This window comes from Burkholderia sp. BCC0322, from assembly GCF_902833045.1.
Lineage (GTDB): Bacteria > Pseudomonadota > Gammaproteobacteria > Burkholderiales > Burkholderiaceae > Burkholderia.
On the sequence record NZ_CADFDU010000009.1, the window covers coordinates 244163 to 265837 of the forward strand.

The following is a 21675-nucleotide window of genomic DNA, read 5'->3' on the forward strand; positions in this document are numbered from 1 at the left end:
CGTTCAACCGCCGCGCTTGCGCCGCACGTCGCTCGGCGTCATGCCGGTCCAGCGCTTGAACGCGTGGCGGAATCCCACGGCGTCGCTGAAGCCGAGCGACAATGCGATGTCCTCGGTGCTGAGCGTGGTCGTAGTCAGGTAGTCGATTGCCAGCGCCTTGCGCACGCTCGCCAGCAGGTCGCTGTACGACGTGCCTTCGGCTTCGAGTTTGCGGCGCAGCGTGCGCGACGTGATGCACAGGATCGCCGCGATCGCGTCGATGTCGGGAAACTGCCCGGGCGTGCGGGTGAGTTCCTGGTACACGCGCCGCGTGACGCCGGCCTGGCTGCGCAATTCGTCGAGCAGGCTCGCGCAATGCGACGACACCTGCGCGGCGGTGATCGGATTCGCGAGCTGCGGCGCGCGCGTGAGCCACGCGGCCGGGTAGCTGAGCACATGATGCGGCTGGTCGAACGCAATCGGGCATTCGAGCGCATCGGCCAGCAGCGCCGCGTGCGCCGGCTGCGGTTGTGCGAACTGCGCACGCGCCGGCACGCACCACGCACCCATCACGTCCTTGATGATCGTCACGTGCAGCGCGAACTGCATGTCGATCAGGAAACGGTACAGCGGCTCGTCGAGATCGGGCAGCGCGACTTCGTGCCGGTCGGGAAACTGCCACGACGCGGTGTCGCCCTGTTCGACCCAGCGGATCGCGAGCATGCCGTTCGCGAGCCGGTGATATTTGACGGCCGATTCGAACGCGTGCGCAAGCGACTCCGAGCACAGCATCGCGTAGCCGTACATCCCGTAGCTCGACGCGTGCAGCCGGTGGCCGACGCGCACGCCGAGATCGGTGCCGTCGTAGCGGCCGATCGCATTGCGCGCGGCGGTGAGGAACTGCAGCGGCGACGTGAGCGTGAACGGGTCCGCGACGGCGGCCGGCGTGAGGCCGGTGCCGTCGAGCACCGCGACCGGGTCGAGGCCGGCTTGCGCCGCCACGTCGAGCAGCACGGCCAGCTTGGCCGGCGTGAAGCGCTGCTGGCGCAACGCGTGGGTCGGCTCGATGTCCGGCAGGCGGGCTGCGCGGGCGGTCGTCGGGTTCAAGGGCGCACTGCGCGGCATGGGAGCATCCTGCGTCCGAATCGATATCGTTGACGGCACGCAATTCTGCGCGGGATCGGTTCCGGGCGCCACGGGGTTCACCCTGATACGCGCGCCGGCGCCACCCGGCGCGGCGGGCTTCGGTGGCGCCCTTGTCGCCGCAGCCGGCCTGGAGCATGCCGGCCCGCCATGTCGGCGGTATGCGGTGAAGTTGCCTAGACAGGCGCCGCCCGCATGTCCGTTTCGATCATCTTTTCGGCCACGCGGATCATTTTCAAAATGCGCTGCGCGGGCGATAGTCGCCGGTCAGGCGATGGTCCGCGCTTCTCCGGCGTGCAGGCCATCGTGCGAACGGCGCGGCCGGCGCGCCGTCCCCCGTGGAGTGAGACATGACGAACAGACACTGGACCGCCTCATATGGCGCGATCCCCGCCGAGATCGATCCCGATCGCTTTCCTTCCGTCAGCGCGCTGCTGGACGGCGCGATGCGCCGGTTCGCCGATCGCCCGGCGTTCCACTCGTATGGCCGCACGCTCACCTATGCCGACGTCGACCGCGCTGGCCGCGTATCTGCAGCAGGTCGTGGGCGTCCGCAAGGGCGATCGCGTGGCCGTGATGCTGCCCAACGTGCTCGCGTTTCCGGTCGCGTTCGTCGCCGTCGCGAAGATCGGCGCGATCCAGGTCAACGTGAACCCGCTCTACACGGCGCGCGAACTCGAGCATCAGCTCGATGACGCGGGCGTCGAAGTCGCCGTGGTGTGCGGCGGGTCGATGGGCACGTTCGCCGAAGTGGTCGGCGGCACGCGCGTGCGCACCGTGCTGAGCGTCGGGCGCGGCGATCTCGGCGTCGTCGATGCGCCGGCCGGCGCGTGCGACGCACTGCCGCCCGGTTCGATCCCGCTCGCGGATGCCATTGCCGCCGGGGAATCGCTCGCGCTCGAACCGGTCGCGCTCGGCGGCGCGGACCTGCTGCTGCTGCAGTACACCGGCGGCACGACCGGCCTGTCGAAAGGCGCCGCGCTGTCGCACCGCAACCTCGTCGCGAACATCGAGCAGTTCGGGGCGATCGTGCCGGCCGCGCGCGAGCCGGGCGAGGAGGTCGTCGTCACGGCAATCCCGCTGTACCACATCTTCGCGCTGACGGTGAACTTCCTGTCCTACTTCGCGATCGGCGCGCAGAACTGGCTGGTTGCGAACCCGCGCGACATGGACGGCTTCATCGACGTGCTGAAGTCCGCGCGGCCGACGGTGTTCGTCGGCGTGAACACGCTGTACGCGGGGCTCGCCGGCCATCCGCGCCTGACGGAAGTCGACTGGTCGCGGCTGAAGCTGTCGGCCGGCGGCGGCGCGGCCGTGATCGACGTGATCTCGTCGCGCTGGAAGGCGGTGACGGGCAACTTCATCCGCGAGGGCTACGGGCTGTCGGAAACGTCGCCGGTCGTGTCGTTCAACCCGCAGTCGATCGACGCGTTCACGGGCACCACCGGGGTGCCGCTGCCGTCGACCGACGTGAAGCTGCTCGACGAACAGGACAACGAGGTGGCGATCGGCGGCGCGGGCGAGATCTGCGTGAAGGGGCCGCAGGTGATGGGCGGCTACTGGCGGAAACCGGACGCGAACGCGGCCGCGTTTACGGCCGACGGCTATTTCCGCACCGGCGACGTCGGCGTGTTCGATGAAGCCGGTTTTCTGCGAATCGTCGACCGCAAGAAGGACATGATCATCGTGTCGGGCTTCAACGTGTACCCGAACGAAGTGGAAGCCGTGGCGACCGCGGTGCCGGGCGTCGCCGAATGCGCCTGCATCGGCGTGCCGGACGCGCGCACGGGCGAGGCCGTGAAGCTGTTCGTGGTGCTGGCGCAGGATGCCGACGTGACGGAGGAACAACTCGTCGCGCATTGCCGCGAGAGCCTCGCGGGCTACAAGGTGCCGAAGCGCATTCGCTTCGTCGACCGGCTGCCCAAGTCGACCGTCGGCAAGATCCTGCGCCGGGAACTCAGCCGCACCGACTGATGGCGTCGGCGCGCCGCGCAGCACCCGGCGCGCCGAGGGCCCGGAAGGCTCCGCGCGGGCCGCTCAAGTACAATGCGAGCGGTTCGATCGACGGGGACGCGATGACCGGTTCAGATTCACTTTCCGCCCAGCCCGGGCGTGCGCTGCCGTCGCCGAGCGCGACGGTGCCGATCTCGCTCGTCAACGGTTTCCTCGCGAGCGCGGGCGTGCAGCGCGACATCGTCGAGCGCTACCTGCGCGGGGCCGGCATCCCGATTGAGCTGCTCGGCGAGCCGCATGCGCGCGTGACGGAGGAGCAGTTCTCGACGCTGTACCGCACGCTCGCGATCGACCTCGACGACGAGATGCCCGGCATCTTCTCGCGCCCGCTGCGCGGCGGCACGCTGAAGTACCTGTGCCTGAGCCTGCTCGATGCGCGCAACCTCGAAACGGCGCTGCATCGTTTCGGGCAATTCTTCCATATTCTGCTCGACGATTTCTTCGTCGAATCGAAGCGCGACGGTCTCGTCGCGCAGGTGCTGCTGCGCCCGAACGACGCCATCGGCCCGATCGGCGCGCTCGGCCAGGAACTGATGCTCAAGCTCGTGCATGGCGTGTGCTCCTGGCTGATCGGGCAGAAGATCCCGCTGCTGCGGATCGAGTTCGCGTGCCCGCGGCCGCGCCATGCGGTCGATCACCTGTACTTCTTCACCGGTTCCGTGCAGTTCGATTGCGAGCGCACGCTGATGCGCTTCAGCGCGGACTACCTCGATGCGCCGATCCGGCAGAGCAAGCGTAACCTGCGCAAGTTCCTTGCGCGCGCACCGGGCGACTGGATCTTCGAATCGTTCAGCGAACAGCTGGTGTGCCATCGCGTGCGGCAGTACCTGTCGAAAGCGTTGCCCGACCTGCCGGCGATCGACCAGGCGGCCGAGCACCTGCATTGCTCGGTGCGCACGCTGAGCCGCCACCTGGCTGCCGAAGGGACGACGTTCCAGGTGCTCAAGGACGAACTGCGGCGCGACATCGCGATCCAGCGGCTGACCGACACGCCCGACACGATCGCGGCGATCGGCGCCGACATCGGCTTCGACGATCCGAGCGCGTTCCATCGCGCGTTCCGGCACTGGACGGGGAGCACGCCGGGCACTTACCGGCGGCGCGCGTAACGCGTAGCGCGTCGCTTCAAGGTAGCCGGTTCCCATAATCGGCTACCTTCTCGAGTTCCCATGGATGGCTCCCATACGCGACGTGCCCGGACTCGCGTGTTCATCGACGGGTGCGCGGCGCGCGCAGCAGTTTGACCAGATCGACGACCGACGCGACCAGTCCGGCCAACAGCAACGCGGCGAGTACCAGGTAGTCCGGTGCCGCGCGAATCACGGCTGCGAGCGCGCCGTTCGTCGCGGGAAACCAGACCACATGAATCAGGCCGTACGCGACGAACGCTGCATCGGCGATCGTCAGCGCGGCGGCAACCGTCAGGAGGCCGAAGATCCGCGCCACACGCCGCCGCGATCCATGGCGCGCGTTCACTGCGTGCTGCGCAGCCGGTAGCCGACGCCGCGCATCACCTCCGGCATCCCCGACGCGCCCGCGCATTCGAGCTTCTTGCGCAGCCGGCTGATATGGCTGTCGACAGTACGCTCCAGCGCATCGACGTCGGCGAGGCAGGCGTCGATCAGTTCGCTGCGCGTGAACACGCGATTCGGCGAGCCGGCCAGGTGCGCGAGCAGCCGGAATTCGGTCAGCGTCAGCGAGACGCCGGTTTCTCCGGTGTCCGTGCGGATCGCGGTCAAGTAGCTTTGCGTGTCGATTTCAAGGTTGCCGACCTTGAGGAAGCGTCCCGACGCGGCCGTTTCGACGCGACGCAGGATCGCCCGGATGCGCGCGACCACCTCGGCCGGATTGAACGGCTTCGTGATGTAGTCGTCGGCGCCGAAGCGCAGCCCCTGCAAGCGGTCGATCTCGCGGTCGAGCGCCGTGATGATGACGATCGGCGTGTCGCCGCGGCGTCGCAGTTCGACCAGGACTTCCCAGCCGTCCTTCTCCGGCATCCTGACGTCGAGCAGGATCAGGTCGGGCTTCAGCACGGGCTGCACGTCGAGCACGGCCTGGCCGTGGCCGACGCGGTAGGTGCGAAAGCGGTCGTGGGCAAGGTAGGCGTCGAGTATGTCGGCGATCTCCGGATCGTCTTCGGCAATGAGTATCAGAGGGTTCATCGGGTTCACTGGAAGTGAGCGTGACCGGTAGGCGGGCCGGCGGCGCGGCGCGTGCGCCGCCGGACTTCACCGTGCTTTCAGTCGTCGCGAACGGATCGGCGACGGCGCATGGCTCAGTTGTTCGCCACGTTGTCGGCGGGCGGCACGTCGGTGTCGATCAGCCCGCCACCGAGCGCCTTGTAGAGCGCGACCGCGTTGTTCAGTTCGGCGTTGCGCAGATCCAGCAACGCCTGACGCGCGGCATACAGCTGCCGCTGCGAGTCGAGCAACTCCAGCCGATCCTCGATGCCGGCGCGATAGCGCAGGTTCACGAGATCGGTGCGGCGCTCGGCGCTCTTGACGACCTTCGTCTGCGCGTCGATCTGGCGGCTGAAGGTCTCGCGCCCGGCGAGGCCGTCGGCCACTTCGCGGAACGCGGTCTGGATCGCGCGTTCGTACTCGACGACCGCGCTGGACTTGCGCACTTCCGCGAGCGTCAGCTCGGAACGCAGCCGGCCGCCCTGGAAAATCGGCAGCGTGACCTGCGGCGCGAAGCTCCACACGCGCTGGCCGCCGTCGAACAGGCTGCCCAGTCCCGGGCTCAGGAAGCCGATCGACGAGGTCAGCGACAGGCGCGGGAAGAACGCCGCGCGCGCCGCGCCGATATCGGCATTGGCGGCGACGAGGTTCTGCTCGGCCTGCTGGATGTCCGGCCGGCGGTACAGCAACTCCGACGGCAGCCCGGCCGGCAGTTGCGTCATCACCGGCTGGCGCTCCAGCGACAGCGGGTCGGGCAGGGTCTTCGGCAGGTCGGTGCCCACCAGCAGCCGCAGCGCGTTGTGCGCCTGCTCGACGGCGCGCGAACGCGCCTCGAGATCGGCGCCGGCGCTCGCGACCTGGCCTTCGGCCTGCGCGATGTCGACGCCGCTCGCCTGGTTCGCTTCCTTGAGCCGGCGTGCGAGATCGAGCGACTGGCGCCAGTCGTTCAGCGTGCGTTCGGACAGCGCGCGTTGTTCCTGCGCGAGGCGCTCGGCGAAATACGCGTTGGCCACGGAGCCGACGAGCGCGATCTGCACGGCGCGGCGGCCGTGATCGGTCGCGAGGTAGCGCGCGAACGCCGCATCGGACAGCGACTTCACGCGGCCGAACAGGTCGATCTCGAACGCTCTGACGCCGATGTTCACACCGTACTGGTTCTGCGTGTTTTCGAGCAGCGGCGGGTTCGATTGCGAGTCGGCCGCCGTGCGCTGGCGCGTGAAGCTCGCGCCGGCGCCGATCGACGGCAGGCGCGCGGAACGCTGGATGCCGTACTGCGCTTCGGCGGCCTGGACGTTCAGCGCGGCCAGGCGCAGGTCGCGGTTGTTGTCGAGCGCGAGCTCGATCAGGCGCTGCAGGCGACGGTCGCCGAACATCGTGCGCCAGCCGAGATCGGCCGCGTTCGCGTGCGGGTCGGCAGCGGCAGCGGTCGTATAGGCGGTCGGCACCGGCATCCCGGGCCTGACCAGCTTCGGTGCCATCGAGCACGCCGACAGCGCGAGAGCAGCGGCAACCGCGGCGGAAAGAATGAGTAATCGCATGGCATCAACCTTCATGTTCGTGGGCCACGGCGGCGGGCTGCTTGCCCGATGCGCGCCATGCCGAGAGGCGTTCCTGGATGCTCATCACGAACACGTAGAAAACCGGAACGAAGAAAATGGCCAGCACGGTGGCGGTCACCATGCCGCCGAACACGCCGGTGCCGATCGCGTGCTGCGTTTCGGCGCTCGCGCCGGTCGCGATCATCAGCGGCACGACGCCGAGGCCGAACGCGAGCGAGGTCATCAGGATCGGGCGCAGGCGCAGCTTCGATGCCTGCACGGCCGACTCGATCAGCCCCATGCCTTCCTCGCGCAACTGCTTCGCGACCTCCACGATCAGGATCGCGTTCTTCGCCGACAGGCCGATCACGGTGATCATCCCGACCTTGAAGAACACGTCGTTCGGCAGCCCGCGGAGCATCACGGCGCCGAGTGCGCCGATCAGGCCGAGCGGCACCACCAGCATCACCGACAACGGAACCGCCCAGCTCTCGTAGAGCGCCGCGAGCACCAGGAACACGACGACCATCGACAGCGCCATCAGCATCGGCGCCTGCGAAGCCGACTCGCGCTCCTGCAGCGACTGGCCGGTCCACGCCACCGTGAAGCCCGGCGGCAGCTGCGCGGCCAGATGCTCCATCTCGGCCATTGCCGCGCCGCTGGAGTAGCCGGGGGCCGAGCCGCCGGAGATACGGGCGGACGGATAACCCTGGTAGCGCACCATCTGAAGCGGGGTTTCCGACCAGACCGGACGCACCACTTCGGACAGCGGCACCATGCCGCCGGTCGCGTTGCGCACGTAGAGCTTCATCACGTTCTCGATCTGCATGCGCGCCGGCGCATCGGCCTGGATGATCACCTGCTGCATGCGGCCCGCGTTCGGGAAGTCGTTCACGTAGGTCGAGCCCATCGCGGCCGACAGCGTGTCGCTGATGGTCGTGAACGACACGCCGAGCGCTTCGGCCTTGTCGCGGTCGATGTCCAGCTTCACGCTCGTGCCGGGCGGCAGGCTGTCCGGATAGACGCCGGTCACCACCTTGCTTTGCGCGGCCAGTTCGAGCAGCTTGGTTTCGGCCGCCTTGAGCGCCGCGTAGCCCTGGTTCGCGCGATCCTGCAGGCGCATCGTGAAGCCCGAGCTGGTGCCCAGCCCGTCGATCGCGGGCGGCAGCAGGCTCATGACCGTGCCTTCCGTCACGCCGCCCATCGCGGCCTGCGCGCGCATCGCTTCGTCCATCGCGGTTGCGTCTCCGCGCTTGTCCCAGTCCTTGAGCACCGCGTAGTTCAATGCCGCGTTGGAGCCGAGGCCGGAGAAGCCGTAGCCGATGATCGAGATGCTCGATTCGATGCCCGGACGCGATGCGAGATGCTTCTCGAGCGTCTTGACCACGTCGCCGGTGCGCTCGACGGTCGAATCCGCCGGGAGCAGGAAGCCGGTCATGAAGTAGCCCTGGTCTTCCTCGGGCAGGAACGACGACGGCAGCATGCGGAAGCCGAACACCAGCGCGGCGGAAATCGCGACGAACAGCATCATCATGCGGCCCGTGCGGCCGACCAGCCGGCCGACGCGCGTCTCGTACCATTGCGTGAGGCGGTCGAAGCGGCGGTTGAACCAGCCGAAGAAGCCGCGCTTCTCGTGGTGGCCATGCTCGACCGGCTTGAGCATCGTCGCGCACAGGGCCGGCGTCAGCGTCAGCGCGAGCAGGGCCGAGAACATGATCGACACGGCCATCGACATCGTGAACTGCTGATAGATCACGCCGACCGAACCGCTCGACAACGCCATCGGCAGGAACACGGCCGTCAGCACCAGCGTGATGCCGATGATCGCGCCGGTGATTTCCTTCATGGCCTTGATCGTCGCGTCTTTCGGCGACAAGCCTTCTTCCACCATCAGGCGTTCGACGTTCTCCACGACGACGATCGCATCGTCGACGATGATGCCGATCGCGAGCACCATGCCGAACATCGTCAGCACGTTGATCGAGAAGCCCGTCATCAGCATGACCGTGAAGGTGCCGAGCATCGCCACCGGCGCGACGATCGCCGGGATCAGCGTGTAGCGCACGTTCTGCAGGAACAGGTACATCACCAGGAACACGAGCACCATCGCCTCGATCAGCGTGTGAATCACCTTCTCGATCGAGATCTTCACGAACGGCGCGGTATCGAACGGGATCGAGTAGGTCATGCCGGCCGGCATCGTCTTGGCGATCATGTCGAGCTGCTCGCGCACGGCCTCGGCGGTCTTCACCGCATTGGCGCCCGGCGCCAGCTGCACGCCGGCGAAGGTGGCGGGCTTGCCGTTCTCGCTGTTGACGAAGGTGAACGCCTGCGGGCCGAGTTCGACCCGCGCGACATCGCCGAGCACGACCTTCGAGCCGTTCGCATTCGCGCGCAGCACGATCTTCGCGAACTGCTCCGGCGTCGTGAGCTGGCCTTGCGCGGTGAGCGGCACCGTGACGCGCTGGCCCGGCAGCGCGGGCGCCGCGCCGAGGCTGCCCGGGGCGATCTGCACGTTCTGCTGGCTGACGGCCGTCGTCAGGTCGTTCATCGACAGGCCGTAGGTGATCAGCTTCTGCGGATCGACCCAGATGCGCATCGCCTGTTCGGCGCCGAACAGCTGCACCTTGCCGACGCCTTCGACACGTCGCAGGTCCTCGACGACGTTGCGCGCCATGTAGTCGGCCAGCGCGTTTTCGTCGTAGCGGCCGCTGTCCGACTTCAGGCCGACGAACAACAGGAAGCCCGTGGAGGCGGATTCCACGATCACGCCGTTTTGCCGCACGACGGGCGGCAGGCGCGGCTCGACCGACTTGAGCTTGTTCTGCACCTCGACCTGCGCCATCGCGGAGTCGGTGCCGGGCTTGAAGGTCGCGGTGATCTTCGCCTGGCCGGAGGTATCCGACGCCGATTCGAAGTACAACAGGTTCCGCACGCCGGACAGCTCGCGCTCGATGAGGCTCAGCACGCTGTCGTTCATCGTCTGCGGCGTGGCGCCCGGGTAGGTGGCGGTAATGGTGACGGTCGGCGGCGCGACCGACGGATAGCGCGCAACCGGCAGTTCGGGGATGGCGATCAGGCCCAGCAGGATGATGAAGAGGGCGATCACCCACGCGAACACCGGGCGCCGGATGAAGAATTGGGACATGACTGGAGGCTCCCCGTGACTCAGTGCGAGGAAGCGGTCTTGACCGCTTCAGGCGCCTTCCATGCGGTCGCCGCCACGGTCGCGCCGTCGCTCAGGCGCTCCATGCCTTCGACGACGATCTTCTGGCCGGCCTGCAGCCCCGACTTGATGCGGTAGCTGCGGTTCGTCAGCTCGCCCACTTCGACGGCCTTCAGGTGCGCCTGGCTCTTCGCGTCGAGCACCCACACCTGCGGCTTGCCGCCCGCGCGGACGATCGCCTGTTGCGGCACCATCAGCGCGTTGTCGTAGTGCCCGCGCGGGATGCGGGCACGCACGTACATGCCCGGCAGCAGCTCGCGCTTCGGGTTGTCGACCAGCACGCGCAGCAGCACGTCGCCGGTGCCGGGGTCGACGTTGACGCCCGAGAACAGCATGCGGCCGCGCGCGTCGTAGCGCGAATCGTCGTCGCGCAGCACGTCGACCGGCAGCCCGTTGCCCGCGGTGTCCGGCTGGGCCGCGAGCGCGCCGCGCAGCGATTCGAGCGATGCGGCCGGCTGGCGCACGTCCACGTAGACCTGGTCGATCTGCTGGATGCGCGCCATCGGCTGGCTGTCGCTGCTCGCGACCAGCGCACCTTCGGTCACGAGGGCCTGGTCGATGCGGCCCGTGATCGGCGCCTCGACGGTCGCGAACTTCAGGTCGAGCTGGCGGCGCGCGAGCGTCGCGCGGGCCTGTGCGACGTCGGCGGCAGCCTGGTCGCGTTGCGATACCGAATCGTCGTACACCTGACGGCTGATCGCGTCGGCCTCGACCAGCGGCTTAAGACGGGTGGTCTGCACCTTGGCCCGCTCGAGCGCGGCTTCCGCGCGTTGCAGGGCCGCCGCGGCCGTGTCCATGTCGGCCTTGAACGGTGCCGGGTTGATCTGGAACAGCGGCTGGCCGGCGCGCACTTCCGTGCCCTGCTCGAACAGCCGCCGCTGCACGATGCCGCTGACCTGCGGCCGGATCTCGGCGATCCGGACGGCCGCGACGCGGCCCGGCAGGTCTTCGGTCAGGTCGAGGGGCGCGCCTGCCAGCGTCATCGCTGCGACCGGGGTGGCCGGCGCGGCGGCCTGTTGTTCGGAAGGCCCGCAGCCCGCCAGCATCGCCGCCACCAGCACGCATACGGCGCTGTAGCAGCCTCGTTTCTGAATTTTCATGTGGACTCCATGAGACGCAGGCACCCAACGGCCCGCATTGTCGGATCGCAGTGTGCGTGCGCCCGATGGAGTTTTTTGTGCGGAAAGATGGAGGTTTGATGGAGGGGAGGGCCATGCGGGAGGAAGGGGGAAGCGGCCGGGCCGCTACCTTGCTTGGAAGCCGCGGGCTCCCATAACCGGCAACCTTCGTGCGCTCCCATGAACGACACCCGTTGGCGATGCCGACGGCGGCCGTCGTGCAAGCGTGCGACGCGAGGACTTCGAAGCCGGCCGGTCAGGCCGCGACCGAGGCGGCCGCCGCGCGCACCTTTGCCGCGCGCAGATGCCGATCACGATCGGCCAGCCAGTCCTTCCGTTCGCCGCGCCAGCCCACCGCATGGATTCGATCCATCCGGCGAGCGGCCAGGGTTGCCGCACAGGCCAGGCCGGAGAGCGGGATGTCGAGCAGGCGCCAGTGGCCGGCATGCGGCGTATCGACCTCGCGCAATGCCCCCGCGAGCGGCGCCAGCGCATCGAGCGTGGCGCCGTGTCCGGCCCCGCACGCATTCGAGATGCTGTCCAGCCGCAGCTGGTCGCGCGATGCCGGATCGGCGAGCGCGCCGGTCTGCGCCATGCCGAGCCCGATCGGGCCACGGGCGATCGCGATGACGATCCAGATCCCGGCATGGCCGACCACGACGTCGAGCCCGTCCAGCCCGTCGCAGCCCGCGACCGCGATATGGTCGGCATCGCGGTCGATCAGCGTCAGCTCGTCGGCCGCGCGGCCGGCCAGCGTCCCCAGGATCACGCGTAGCGCCGACCGGCCGATCGCGAAGCGGCGGCCGTGCGCGCGATTCGGATGCGTCCGGGCACGCCGCAGTTCGGTCTTCGACAGGTAGAGATGGCCTTGCTCGCTGGTGACGAGCTGCCATTCGCCGCGCAGCCGCCACAACAGGATTTCGCCGGGATCGGGGAGCCGCGACGGACATGACGCAAGCGTGTGCGAGCCGGTGATCGTCAGGGTGGGATAGCGCATGCCGGCCCTCGTGTCGGTGGCGAATTCAACATGGCGTGGCGCACCGGCCGCGTCATGCCTGTTGTCCGGCCTGCCGTGCTTCGTTCTCCGAAGGCTGCCGCGTGAGTCGCGTGGCGAGCGAGACGGCTTGCTCGAACGACGCCACCGCATGATGCGGAATCCCGAATGCCTTGACGGCGACTTCGCCCTGCGCCGCGACTTCCGCGCGTCGGTCGGGATCGGGTTCGACGCTGATGAGCGCCTTGCAGACGGCGCCCAGCGCCACCTTGTTCTGCTTGAGCCAGACCGCGCGATGCTTGCGGTCGTCGTGGCTCTCGTCGGTATCGAGCTCGACGTAGACGATCACGAACGGCTCGCCATGGCGCATCAGCGTGTCGATCTCGCCTTCCCAGCGGGGTGCATAGCCCGGCGTCGCGTGTTCGGCGCGAAACACGCAGACCGGAAAGAGCTGGATGTCGTGTAATGCGAAATCATTCGGATTGAGAGCGGGCATCGGGATGGCTCCGGTGGATGAGCGACGCCGAAGCGTCGGGGCGCCATGTGGCGGCGTTCAATTCGCATTCGCTGGCGGCGCGCCGGCCTGTGCGACCGGCGACGCATCGCGCCAGCCGACGCCGAGCGACTTGTAGAGCGCGATCGCGCCTTGCACCTGCGCGAGCCGGCTGAGTGCGAGCGCATCGCGTGCGCGGTACGTCGCACGCTGCGCCGTCAGCACCGACAGGTATTCGCCGAGGCCGTTGCGGTACAGCCGCGTCGCGCGCGACTGCGCGTCCTGGCTGCTGTCGACCGCTGCGGCGAGCATGGCCTGCTGGTTGCGCGCGGCGCCGATTGCCACCAGCGCGTCCTCGACATCGCGAAACGCGCCGCGGATGCGCTGCTCGTATGCCAGCCGGGCGGCCTCGGCCGCCGCGCGCGCGGCGTCGACGCCGGCTTTCGCGCGGCCGCCGTCGTACAGCGTCTGCGTGCCGTCAAGTGCGACCGACCAGGCGACGCTCGCGCCCGTGAACAGGTCCTGCACGAGGCTAGCCGTCGTGCCGAGGCTCAGCGGGATCGCGAAATGCGGAAACTGCTCGGCGCGCGCGACGCCGATCTGCGCGGTCGCGGCGGCAAGCCGCCGTTCGGCGGCGCGAATGTCGGGGCGTTCGCGGATCACGTCCGACGGCAACGTGACGGGCAATGCGGGCGCGACCGGCAGTGTCGCGCCGGGCGCGCTCAGCGTGTCGCGCAGCGTTTCCGGAAAACCGCCGACGAGCACGCCGATCGCGTGGGTGAGCTGTGCGACGTCCTGATGCAGCGGTGGCAACGTCGCCTGCGCGAGCTGCAGTTCGGCCCGCGCCTGCGCGACCGCGAACGACGTGCCGAGGCCGCGCCGGTTCGACTGCTCGGTCAGCCGCCGCGTGGCGTCGAGGCTCGCGACGTTGTCCGTCGCGATCCGCAGCCGCTCCTGGGTCGCGCGCAGCGCCGCGTAATCCGACGCGAGTTCGGCCAGCAGGCTCACGAGGATCGCGTGGCGATCGTCGTCGAGCGCATCGATCCGCGCGTCGGCCGATTCGACCGCGCGTCGCGTGCCGCCGAACAGGTCGAGTTCCCACGACGCATCGAAGCCGAGCCGGTAGGTGCGCGACTGGCCGATCCCGGGCGGCCAGTCGAGCGCCCGGGACGAGCGTAACCCATCGGCATTGCCGCCCGCGGTGACGGTCGGGCCGAGGCGGCTCGCGATCTGGTCGCGTTCGGCGCGCGCCTGCAGCAGCCGCTGGCGCGCGATCGCGAGATCCTGGTTGTGCGCGATCGCCTGGTCGACCAGCGCATCGAGCCGGGCGTCGCCGAACGTGCGCCACCAGTTCTGCAACTGCGCGGGGTCGGTGGTGACCGTGTCACGCGGCGCGCTCCAGCCGGGCGGGTGCGCGGGCTGCGGCGCCACGTAATCGGGGCCGACGGTCGTGCAGGCGGCCAGCGCGCACGCGCAGGCCGCGATGAAGGCGCGCACGCAGCGTGTCGCACGCGGCGCAGGGAGCGGGTATCGCATCGTCGCCATCTTCACATCCACGCGTGCAGCCACGACGCGAGCCGGCCGCGCGGCGTGCGCTCGCGTCCGCGTTCGCCGACTTCGACGCTGCACGTCATGCCTGCCGCCAGCAGCACGCCGGCCGGCACCCGGTCAATCTCGATACGCACCGGAATGCGCTGCGCGAGCCGCACCCAGCTGAAGGTCGGATTGACCGCGGGCAGGCCGAGTTCGTCGAGCGTGCCGTTCTCGTCCGCGATGCCGCGGCCGATGCTCGTCACGTGCCCGCTCAGCAGCGGATCGAAGCCCATCAGCCGGATCGTTGCGGGCGCACCCGTCGCGATGCGGCGCAGCTTGGTTTCCTCGAAATAGCCGGTGATCCAGAAGCTGTGCGCGTCGAGCACCGAGATGCCGGGTTTGCCCTCGACTGCGTAGTCGCCGTGGCGCAGGCGCAGCTGCGTCACGTAACCGTCGACCGGCGAGCGCAGCGTCGTGCGTTCGAGGTCGAGCCTGGCGACGTCGAGCGCCGCCAGCGCCTTGCGGTGCTCGGCCTGCGCGATCGCCACCGCGCGGCTCGAGCGCTGGATGTCCTCGCGCGGCACGAGATCGTCGAGGCCGGTGCGCCGCTGCGCTTCGTCGCGCTTCTGGCGCATCGCCTCGGCGGTCGCGGCGACCTGCGCTTCGGCCTGCTCCACCGCGAGCGCGAAGCGCTGCGGATCGATCCGGTACAGCACGTCGCCTTTCGCGACACGCTGGTTGTCGACCACCGCGACTTCGACGACGGTGCCCGACACTTCGGGCGCGATCCGCACGACGTGCGCGCTGACGCGCGCGTCGCGCGTCCACGGCGCGAGCACGTACGCATGCCAGAGCGCGGCGACGAGCACGATCGCGACGGCCACCGTGGCGAGCGTCAGCAGGGAGCGGGTGAAGGGTTTGAGCGACATGACGCGAGACGTTCCGACGAGGGGCTAGAAGTAGAGGATCAGCGTGGCGACCAGCACGAGCGAAATCGCGAACTCGAACAGCGCCGGGTGCCACACGCGGCGCAGCACGCCGAGCCGCGCGAGCAGCGCGCGCACGGCCATGTAAAGCGGCACGGTCGCGCACGCATAGACGAAGAAGGGTGGCAGGTAGATGCCGGCCAGCGGGAATTCACTGAGCATCGCGGGCGCGCTCCGGAACGGCGGTGAAATAGGCGGCGTACGTGTGCAGCAGCACGTGGACGTCGGCGAAGGCGGCCATCAGCCACTTCAGTTCGGTGTTGCCCGGCTGGGCGGCGGCGAGGCCGGCCAGCGCATGCGCGGCGCGCCGTGCATGCCGGGCCGCGCGGGTGGGGGCGGCTGCATGCCGCGCGAGGCCGGCGAGCCCGGCGCGCACGCGGCGTCGCGCGGCGTCGGGCAGCCCGTCGCGCGCGGCGCCGCGGCGGATGCGCAGCAGTTCCTTGCCGACGTGCAGCGCCGCGAGCGCCTCGATGCTCGCCTGCGTCATCGCGGCCGGCTGGCTCGCGAGCAGCGCGCCGAGCTGCGCGATGCGGTGCTGCTGGCGCTGCTGCCAGCCCGTCGCCGTGACGCGCTTGCCGGCCACGAGCGCGAGCGTGTCGTCGCGGATCGTGCGGCGCAGCCGCGTGGCGTCGGTGGCCAGGTTGCGCGGCAGGATCAGCCGGAACGTGAGCAGCGTGAGGAAGGTGGCGAGCACCCACGCGACCGACTGGTTCAGGAACAGCGCGACGTCGGGCCGGAACGGATTGGTCGCGCCGGTCAGCGTGTTGAACGCGACCAGATACGCGAGCCCCGCGAGCGAGGTCTTCGGCACGCTCGTCGCGTAGATGCCGGGCATCCAGAACAGCGCGAGTGCCACGACGAGCAGCGGAAAGCCTTCGATGCGCGGCAGGATGCCGAACGCGCACACGAACGCGGCCGGCACCGCCAGCACCGTGCCCTTGATGAACGCCTGCGCGCCGGCGGCCGGGTTGCCGGCGGTCGCGAGCAGCGCGCAGTACGGCGCGACGACGAGCAGCATCATGTCGCCCTGGTTCCAGCCGGTCGCGAGCCAGAACGCGCCGGAGAGCGCGATCGCGCAGGCCGAGCGCACGCCGTTGCGCAGCGCGGCGCCCGTGTCGCGGTGAAAGCGCACCCGGGCGGGCCGGTCGCCCGGCCGCGGGCGCTGCAATTCGACGAGCCCGTCGAGCGCCGCGCGGTAGTCGTCGATCTGTTCGATCAGCCGCTCGCCGGCAATCAGCCACGCCGCCTCGTCGCGCGGATCGCCGAGCGCGATGCCGTCGAGCGCGTCGCGCAAGCGTTCGCGCGCGTCGCCCAGCAGCGCAAGCGCGTGCGCCGCGCCGCCGGGGCCGGCGCCCAATGCATCGGCGGCGGCCTGCCACGCGGCCGCGAGGCGCGGCTGCAGCGACGCGACCGCTTGCGCGCCGGGACTGTCGGCCGGCAGCGGCGGCATGCCGCCCGCGAGCGCGCCGAACAGCGACGCCATCCCGTGCCGCACGGCAGCCGCGCGCTGCGCGAGATCTTCCGATTCGGCCTTGCCGAGCGCGAGCAGATCGTCGATGCCGTAGATGCCGGCGAACAGCGCGTGCCGCTTGTCGTCGGCGGGCGCCGCCGCGAGGCCGTTGCGCTGCGCGGCGATGACCCGTGCGACGTCGGCCGTGACGCGCGTCACCAGCGCTTCGAGTTTGGCGTGCACGTCGCGCGTGCCGAGCAGCATCGACACGAGGCTCAGGCACAGCACGCCGATCGCGACCGTCGAGCCGCGCCCGATCACGTGCTCGAAGGTCAGCTCGGGATGCTGCATCGCGCCGTAGGTCGCGAGGCCGATCGTGTAGCCGGCCACCACGGTGCCCGACGCGCGGAAGTGCCGCAGCAGCGTCATGCCCGCGACGCAGACGCCGAGCCAGAACGCGAAGCCGAGGATGAACAGCAGCGGCTGCTGCGCGAAGCAACCCATTAGCACGAACGCGACGACCATCCCCGCGATGGTGCCGACCACGCGCCACACGCCCTTGCCGATCACGGCGCCCTGCACGGGATTGATCACGAGCAGCACCGTGGACGCCGCCGAGTACGGGGTTTCCAGTTCGAGCAGGTACGCGACGCCGAGCGCGAGCGCGGCGGCAATGACCGAGCGCGCGACATACGCGCCGCGCGGCGTGAAGATGTCGATGCGCGCGATCATCGCCGCGGCCGCGCGATTCAGGCGGCGGGGCGGCGCCGCGACGGCGCGCGTCTGATCGGCTGCGTCATGCACTGCGCTTGCTCCATGAGAAAGGACGAAGCCAGTCTACGGTCGAGCCATGCATGCCGAACAGTGATGTCTTTGCACTCGACGAGTGCGTGCGACGCATGCGTCATGCGTGCGCCGGATGCAGCACCGGCTGGCCCGTGCACAGCCCGCGCACGACACGCCGCAACCACTGGTGCGCGGGGTCGCTCTGGAAGCGCGGATGCCACGCCTGCGTGATCAGCACGGTTTCGAGCGGCACCGGCAGTTCGAACGCGCGCACGCCGAGCCCGGCCTGCACCGCGCCGCGCGCGAGATGTTCGGGCAGCGGCAGGATCAGGTCCGACGCCTGCAGCGCGAAGATCGCCGCATACGGCGTCGGCACGACGAGCAGCACGTGCCGCGCGAGGCCGCGCGCGGCGAGCGCGTCGTCGATCGGCCCGGCCGACTTGCCGCGCCGCGAGACGCCGATATGCGGCCAGCGCGCGAAGCGCTCGGGCGTGATGTCGTCGTCGAAGATCGGGTGGTCGTCGCGCGCGAGGCCGACGAAGGTCGTCGTGAACAGCGGCTGCACGCGAATTTCCGGCCCCAGGCGGCGCGATGCGCTGATGAACAGGTCGATGCGGCCGCTGCGCAAGGCATCGTCGTCGATGTCGTCTTCCTCGGGCGTGAAGCGCAGCATCGCGCGCGGCATCCCGCGCGCCATCTCCTCGAGCAGGCGGCTGCTGTGCAGGCCGACGAAGATGTCGTTCGCGCGCACGTTGAACTGCTTGTCGAGCGTGCCGAGATCGATTTCCGCGGACGGGGCGAGCAACTGCGACGCGCGCTCCACGGTTTCGCGCACGACGCCGCGCAGCTCGAGCGCGCGCGGCGTCGGCACCATCTTGCGGCCGGCTTGCACGAAGATCGGGTCGCCGACCGTTTCGCGAATGCGCGCGAGTGTGCGGCTCATCGCGGGCGGGCTCAGGTTCATGCGGCGTGCGGCGCCGACGACGCTCCCCTCTTCGAGCAGCGCGTCGAGCGAAATCAGCAGGTTCAGGTCGGGTGCCATCGGCTTCTCCGTGTCATCGCGTGCATGCGGCGCAATGGTAATGCGGGATAGGCGCGCGCAGCGTGACTGCAACGCACGCAACGATTGCGCGCGGCATCACGCGTGACGCACGCATCGGGGTGTCATTGGCCGGCGCCGGCATCGGGCGACAGCGAGCGGACGGCGGCGAATGCGCCGTTCACGTACATCAGCGGATTCACGTCGTCGGACATCGCGACGCGCGTGACCCGTCCGACCAGGATCGAATGCGAGCCGACCTCGACCTGTTCGAGCGTGTCGCAGAAGAACGACGTCTGCGCGTTCTCGAGGTAGGGCAGGCCGGTCGCCGCGTCGGTGCGCCACGCGTCGTGCGCGAAACGCGCGTCGGAGCCCGTCGTGCTGCACGCGAGCGCGAGCGGCACGTGGCAGCTTCGCAGCGCGTTCACGCAGAAGCGCCGGTGGCCGGTGATCGACGCGTGAATGCTGGCGCGCCGGTTGATGCACACCAGCACGGTCGGCGGATCGAGCGCGACCGACGTGAACGAGCTGGCGGTCAGCGCGCACGGTGCGGCCGCGGCGCCATCGCCGCCGGTCGTGACGATCGTGACGGTGGCGGCTACGCCGCGCATCGCCTGTTTCAGTTGCTGCGCAATGTCCACGGTGTTCATCCTGATGCGGTCCTGTCACGAGGGCCCCGGTGCCGCGCGGCTCGCGCCACACGGCGCCGGGGCGGGCGTCAAAGCTGGTACGCGTCGGCCCAGGTCCAGTGGTAGGACTTGAAGTCGGCGCGGCGCGACTTGAGCTCGGCGTCGCGCGCCTGTTGCTCGGGGCCGTCGGGCAGGTGGAACACGCCGCCGTTGCCGGCCGACGCAAGCTGGATCCGCGCGCTGCGGTCGATCCGCAAGCGCTGGTACTCGACCAGCGCGGCGCCGAGCGCGTCCTTCGACGCGAGCCCCGTCACGCACCGGCCGAGCACGACCGCGTCCTCGAGCGCCTGCGCGGCGCCCTGCGACTGGTACGGCAGCATCGGATGGCACGCGTCGCCGAGCAGGCACACGCTGTCCCACACCCAGCGCGTGAGCGGCTGGCGGTCGTGCAGCGACCAGCGGCTCAGGTCCGACGCGCAGCGGATCAGCCCGACGAGGCGCGGATCCCAGCCGTCGAGCTCGGCCTCGAGCGTCGCGCGGTCGCCCTTGCTGCTCCACGATTCGCGCGTGCTGCCGTCGCCCGGCACGATCACGACGAGATTCAGCAGCCGGCGATCGCGCACCCAGTAATGGATCGCGTGCCGGCCGGGCCCGAGCCAGATCGTCACCTGCGGTTCCTTGACGATCTCGAAGACGGGCGAGCGCGGATCGATCGCATCGGCGTCGATCAGCGCGCGATACGCGTCGTCGCCGCTGTAGTGCGGCGCGTCGTCGCCGAGCAGCGCGTGACGCAGCGTCGAATGAATACCGTCGGCCGCGACGACGAGATCTGCGCGCCAGCGCGTGCCCGCCGCATCGACGAGCGTCGCGCCGTCCGGCCCGCACGCGTCGAGCCCGCGCACCGCGATGCCGCCGAGCACGGCGACGGGCGGGCCGGCCGTGTACGGGTCGCGCACGGCGTCGAGCAGCGCGGCATGCAGGTCGGCGCGATGCGCATTCCAGTAAGGCGCGTTGAAGGCGGCCTCGACGTCGTCGCCGAGCGGGAAGGCGCCGAGCAGGCTGCCGTCCTGCCAGCGGCGGCGGATCGTCGCGGTCGGGGCGACGGCGGCCAGCCGCTGCCGGTCGAGCACGCCGAGCGCGCGCAGCGCGCGCGTGGCGTTCGGCACGACCTGCAGCCCCGCGCCGACTTCACGGAATGCCCGGCTCTGCTCGAGGACGGTGACCCGATGGCCGGCACGGCGCAGCGCGAGCGCGGCGGCCAGGCCGCCGATGCCGGCGCCGACGACGATCGTGTCGAGTGACAGGGAGGGTGTCATGGGCGAGTTTGCGGTGGGTCCGGAAGGGATCGGCATGGCGTCACAGTCCCGGCAGCACGTCGCGGGCGAACACCTCCAGGTTGTTGCTCATCAGCTCGTACGGCTGCGCGCCATAGTCGATGTGCCACAGGATCGCGTCGAGCCCGAGATCGGCTTCCAGCGCGCGAATGCGCTGGCGCACGGTGTCGGGCGTGCCGAGCACGGCGGTCGCGTCGAGGTCGGCCGTGTCCATCCCGCCCATCTTGTTCTTCATCGCCTCGTTGTAGCCCTGGTAGGCCGACGACTGCACCTGGTCCCACGATTTCGCGGCTTCCGCGAAATAGCGCCAGTGATGGCGCAGGCGCGGCTCCGCGAGCGCCAGCGCGTGCGCGTCCGACGTGCCGATCATCAGCGGGATGCTGATCGCGACCTGCGGCCGGCGGCCGGTGTGGCCGTGATGGCGCTCGAACGTCTCGCGATAGAGCGCCACCATCTCCTGCGTCTTCGCGAGCGCGGCCTTGCGCGGCGGCGCGGCCATCAGCAGGTTGAAGCCGCGCTCGCCGATCCACTCGAAGCTGGACGGCGTGAGCAGCGCGGCGACCCAGACCGGCGGGCGCGGCTGCTGCGTCGGGCGCGGCAGCGATTGCGCGTCGCGATAGCGGAAGAACGGCGTGTCCTCGCTGACCGATTCCTCGGCGAGCAGGCGCACCGTCGCGTCGATCGTCTGCTGGAAGCGCGCCTTGCTCGAATCGAGATCGATGCCGAACGCATCGAATTCATACGGCAGGAACGCGCGCGCGAAGCCCAGCTCGAGCCGCCCGTTCGAGATCGCGTCGAGCTGCGCGGCCTCGGCCGCGAGCTGGATCGGATGATGGAACGACGCCTGGATGCCGCCCGTCATCAGGCGGATCGACTTCGTCTGCGCGGCCGCGGCCGCGAGGAACATCAGCGGCGACGGGCTGTAGCCGCCGTACGGCTTCAGGTAGTGCTCGGTCATCTTCACGTACGCGTAGCCGAGCCGGTCGGCCAGCGCGCTGAGCTTCAGCGCGTGCGCGTAGTAGTCGGCCGCCGGGCGGTCGGCCGGGCCGGTATCGGGCAAAAAGGACACGCCGAACTTCATAGACACCTCACAGGTTGATGTGCTGCCGTTGTCTGCAAAGGGGAACCGATGCCGCGTCGAATGCGTCCCCCGGTCGGGAAACAGGATCGCTCGCAATGTACTTGCAAGGATGATCCAATCATAGGATGATTGGGTCTATGCAAGTCTTACACG

At 69.7% G+C, this 21675-nt stretch carries 17 protein-coding genes and 1 pseudogene; 2 read left to right on the top strand and 16 right to left on the bottom strand.

Features of this window, described 5'->3' with window-relative positions; translation table 11 throughout:
• Positions 1-3: 3 nt before the first annotated feature.
• A complete protein-coding gene (locus HWX39_RS24495) occupies positions 4-1104 on the bottom strand; it encodes an AraC family transcriptional regulator (RefSeq protein ID WP_175970366.1) in 1101 nt (366 codons plus the stop codon).
• 368 nt (positions 1105-1472) lie between these two features.
• On the opposite strand from HWX39_RS24495, the pseudogene HWX39_RS24500 reads away from it, so the two are divergent.
• Both HWX39_RS24500 and HWX39_RS24505 read left to right on the top strand, forming a co-directional pair.
• A pseudogene (locus HWX39_RS24500) lies at positions 1473-3096 on the top strand (AMP-binding protein).
• Complete coding sequence (locus tag HWX39_RS24505) at positions 3096-4244, top strand: AraC family transcriptional regulator (RefSeq protein ID WP_175970367.1); 1149 nt, start codon at positions 3096-3098, stop codon at positions 4242-4244. The pseudogene HWX39_RS24500 and the gene HWX39_RS24505 overlap by 1 nt, the downstream one beginning before the upstream one ends.
• Before the next feature lie 100 nt (positions 4245-4344).
• Here the strand turns inward: HWX39_RS24505 and HWX39_RS24510 are convergent, their stop codons facing one another.
• The 15 genes from HWX39_RS24510 to HWX39_RS24580 all read right to left on the bottom strand — a co-directional run bounded on the left by HWX39_RS24510 (position 4345) and on the right by HWX39_RS24580 (position 21510).
• Entirely contained in the window at positions 4345-4611 is a 267-nt protein-coding gene (locus HWX39_RS24510) for a hypothetical protein (RefSeq protein WP_175970368.1), read from the bottom strand.
• The gene (locus tag HWX39_RS24515) at positions 4608-5297 is read right to left on the bottom strand and encodes a response regulator (protein WP_175970369.1); all 690 of its coding nucleotides are present in this window, start codon (positions 5295-5297) and stop codon (positions 4608-4610) included. Before HWX39_RS24515 ends, HWX39_RS24510 begins: the two co-directional genes overlap by 4 nt.
• A gap of 113 nt (positions 5298-5410) precedes the next feature.
• On the bottom strand, positions 5411-6853 hold the full coding sequence (locus HWX39_RS24520) for an efflux transporter outer membrane subunit (RefSeq protein ID WP_175970370.1): 1443 nt from the start codon (positions 6851-6853) through the stop codon (positions 5411-5413).
• 4 nt (positions 6854-6857) lie between these two features.
• Entirely contained in the window at positions 6858-10001 is a 3144-nt protein-coding gene (locus HWX39_RS24525; protein WP_175970371.1) for an efflux RND transporter permease subunit, read from the bottom strand.
• A gap of 20 nt (positions 10002-10021) precedes the next feature.
• A complete protein-coding gene (locus HWX39_RS24530) occupies positions 10022-11179 on the bottom strand; it encodes an efflux RND transporter periplasmic adaptor subunit (protein WP_175970372.1) in 1158 nt (385 codons plus the stop codon).
• Positions 11180-11453: 274 nt separating this feature from the next.
• On the bottom strand, positions 11454-12194 hold the full coding sequence (locus HWX39_RS24535) for a hypothetical protein (protein WP_175970373.1): 741 nt from the start codon (positions 12192-12194) through the stop codon (positions 11454-11456).
• Positions 12195-12246: 52 nt separating this feature from the next.
• Positions 12247-12687, bottom strand: coding sequence for a hypothetical protein (locus HWX39_RS24540; RefSeq protein WP_175970374.1), 441 nt, complete (start codon positions 12685-12687; stop codon positions 12247-12249).
• A gap of 57 nt (positions 12688-12744) precedes the next feature.
• Positions 12745-14220 (bottom strand): efflux transporter outer membrane subunit, encoded by a 1476-nt coding sequence (locus HWX39_RS24545; protein ID WP_175970375.1) that lies wholly within the window; start codon positions 14218-14220, stop codon positions 12745-12747.
• Between the two features lie 11 nt (positions 14221-14231).
• Positions 14232-15146 (bottom strand): HlyD family secretion protein, encoded by a 915-nt coding sequence (locus tag HWX39_RS24550; RefSeq protein ID WP_175970376.1) that lies wholly within the window; start codon positions 15144-15146, stop codon positions 14232-14234.
• Between the two features lie 24 nt (positions 15147-15170).
• On the bottom strand, positions 15171-15365 hold the full coding sequence (locus HWX39_RS24555) for a DUF1656 domain-containing protein (protein ID WP_089429479.1): 195 nt from the start codon (positions 15363-15365) through the stop codon (positions 15171-15173).
• Positions 15355-17457 carry an FUSC family protein gene (locus HWX39_RS24560; protein WP_175970377.1) on the bottom strand — a complete coding sequence of 701 codons (2103 nt, stop codon included), beginning with the start codon at positions 17455-17457 and terminating at the stop codon, positions 15355-15357. The genes HWX39_RS24555 and HWX39_RS24560 overlap by 11 nt, the downstream gene beginning before the upstream one ends.
• 100 nt (positions 17458-17557) lie before the next feature.
• A complete protein-coding gene (locus HWX39_RS24565; RefSeq protein ID WP_175970378.1) occupies positions 17558-18481 on the bottom strand; it encodes a LysR family transcriptional regulator in 924 nt (307 codons plus the stop codon).
• Between the two features lie 122 nt (positions 18482-18603).
• Positions 18604-19128 carry a flavin reductase family protein gene (locus tag HWX39_RS24570; RefSeq protein ID WP_175970379.1) on the bottom strand — a complete coding sequence of 175 codons (525 nt, stop codon included), beginning with the start codon at positions 19126-19128 and terminating at the stop codon, positions 18604-18606.
• 68 nt (positions 19129-19196) lie between these two features.
• Complete coding sequence (locus tag HWX39_RS24575; protein WP_175970380.1) at positions 19197-20423, bottom strand: FAD-dependent monooxygenase; 1227 nt, start codon at positions 20421-20423, stop codon at positions 19197-19199.
• Positions 20424-20463: 40 nt separating this feature from the next.
• Positions 20464-21510 (bottom strand): LLM class flavin-dependent oxidoreductase, encoded by a 1047-nt coding sequence (locus HWX39_RS24580; protein WP_244135086.1) that lies wholly within the window; start codon positions 21508-21510, stop codon positions 20464-20466.
• Positions 21511-21675: the final 165 nt, after the last annotated feature.

Bases quoted from the DNA above. Each gene is read 5' to 3' on its own strand.
- HWX39_RS24550 (WP_175970376.1), bottom strand. From the start codon at position 15,146: ATGTCGCTCAAACCCTTCACCCGCTCCCTGCTGACGCTCGCCACGGTG.
- HWX39_RS24565 (WP_175970378.1), bottom strand. From the start codon at position 18,481: ATGGCACCCGACCTGAACCTGCTGATTTCGCTCGACGCGCTGCTCGAA.
- HWX39_RS24540 (WP_175970374.1), bottom strand. From the start codon at position 12,687: ATGCCCGCTCTCAATCCGAATGATTTCGCATTACACGACATCCAGCTC.
- HWX39_RS24515 (WP_175970369.1), bottom strand. From the start codon at position 5,297: ATGAACCCTCTGATACTCATTGCCGAAGACGATCCGGAGATCGCCGAC.
- HWX39_RS24505 (WP_175970367.1), top strand. From the start codon at position 3,096: ATGGCGTCGGCGCGCCGCGCAGCACCCGGCGCGCCGAGGGCCCGGAAG.
- HWX39_RS24555 (WP_089429479.1), bottom strand. From the start codon at position 15,365: ATGCTCAGTGAATTCCCGCTGGCCGGCATCTACCTGCCACCCTTCTTC.
- HWX39_RS24520 (WP_175970370.1), bottom strand. From the start codon at position 6,853: ATGCGATTACTCATTCTTTCCGCCGCGGTTGCCGCTGCTCTCGCGCTG.
- HWX39_RS24575 (WP_175970380.1), bottom strand. From the start codon at position 20,423: ATGACACCCTCCCTGTCACTCGACACGATCGTCGTCGGCGCCGGCATC.
- HWX39_RS24545 (WP_175970375.1), bottom strand. From the start codon at position 14,220: ATGCGATACCCGCTCCCTGCGCCGCGTGCGACACGCTGCGTGCGCGCC.
- HWX39_RS24525 (WP_175970371.1), bottom strand. From the start codon at position 10,001: ATGTCCCAATTCTTCATCCGGCGCCCGGTGTTCGCGTGGGTGATCGCC.
- HWX39_RS24570 (WP_175970379.1), bottom strand. From the start codon at position 19,128: ATGAACACCGTGGACATTGCGCAGCAACTGAAACAGGCGATGCGCGGC.
- HWX39_RS24530 (WP_175970372.1), bottom strand. From the start codon at position 11,179: ATGAAAATTCAGAAACGAGGCTGCTACAGCGCCGTATGCGTGCTGGTG.
- HWX39_RS24535 (WP_175970373.1), bottom strand. From the start codon at position 12,194: ATGCGCTATCCCACCCTGACGATCACCGGCTCGCACACGCTTGCGTCA.
- HWX39_RS24495 (WP_175970366.1), bottom strand. From the start codon at position 1,104: ATGCCGCGCAGTGCGCCCTTGAACCCGACGACCGCCCGCGCAGCCCGC.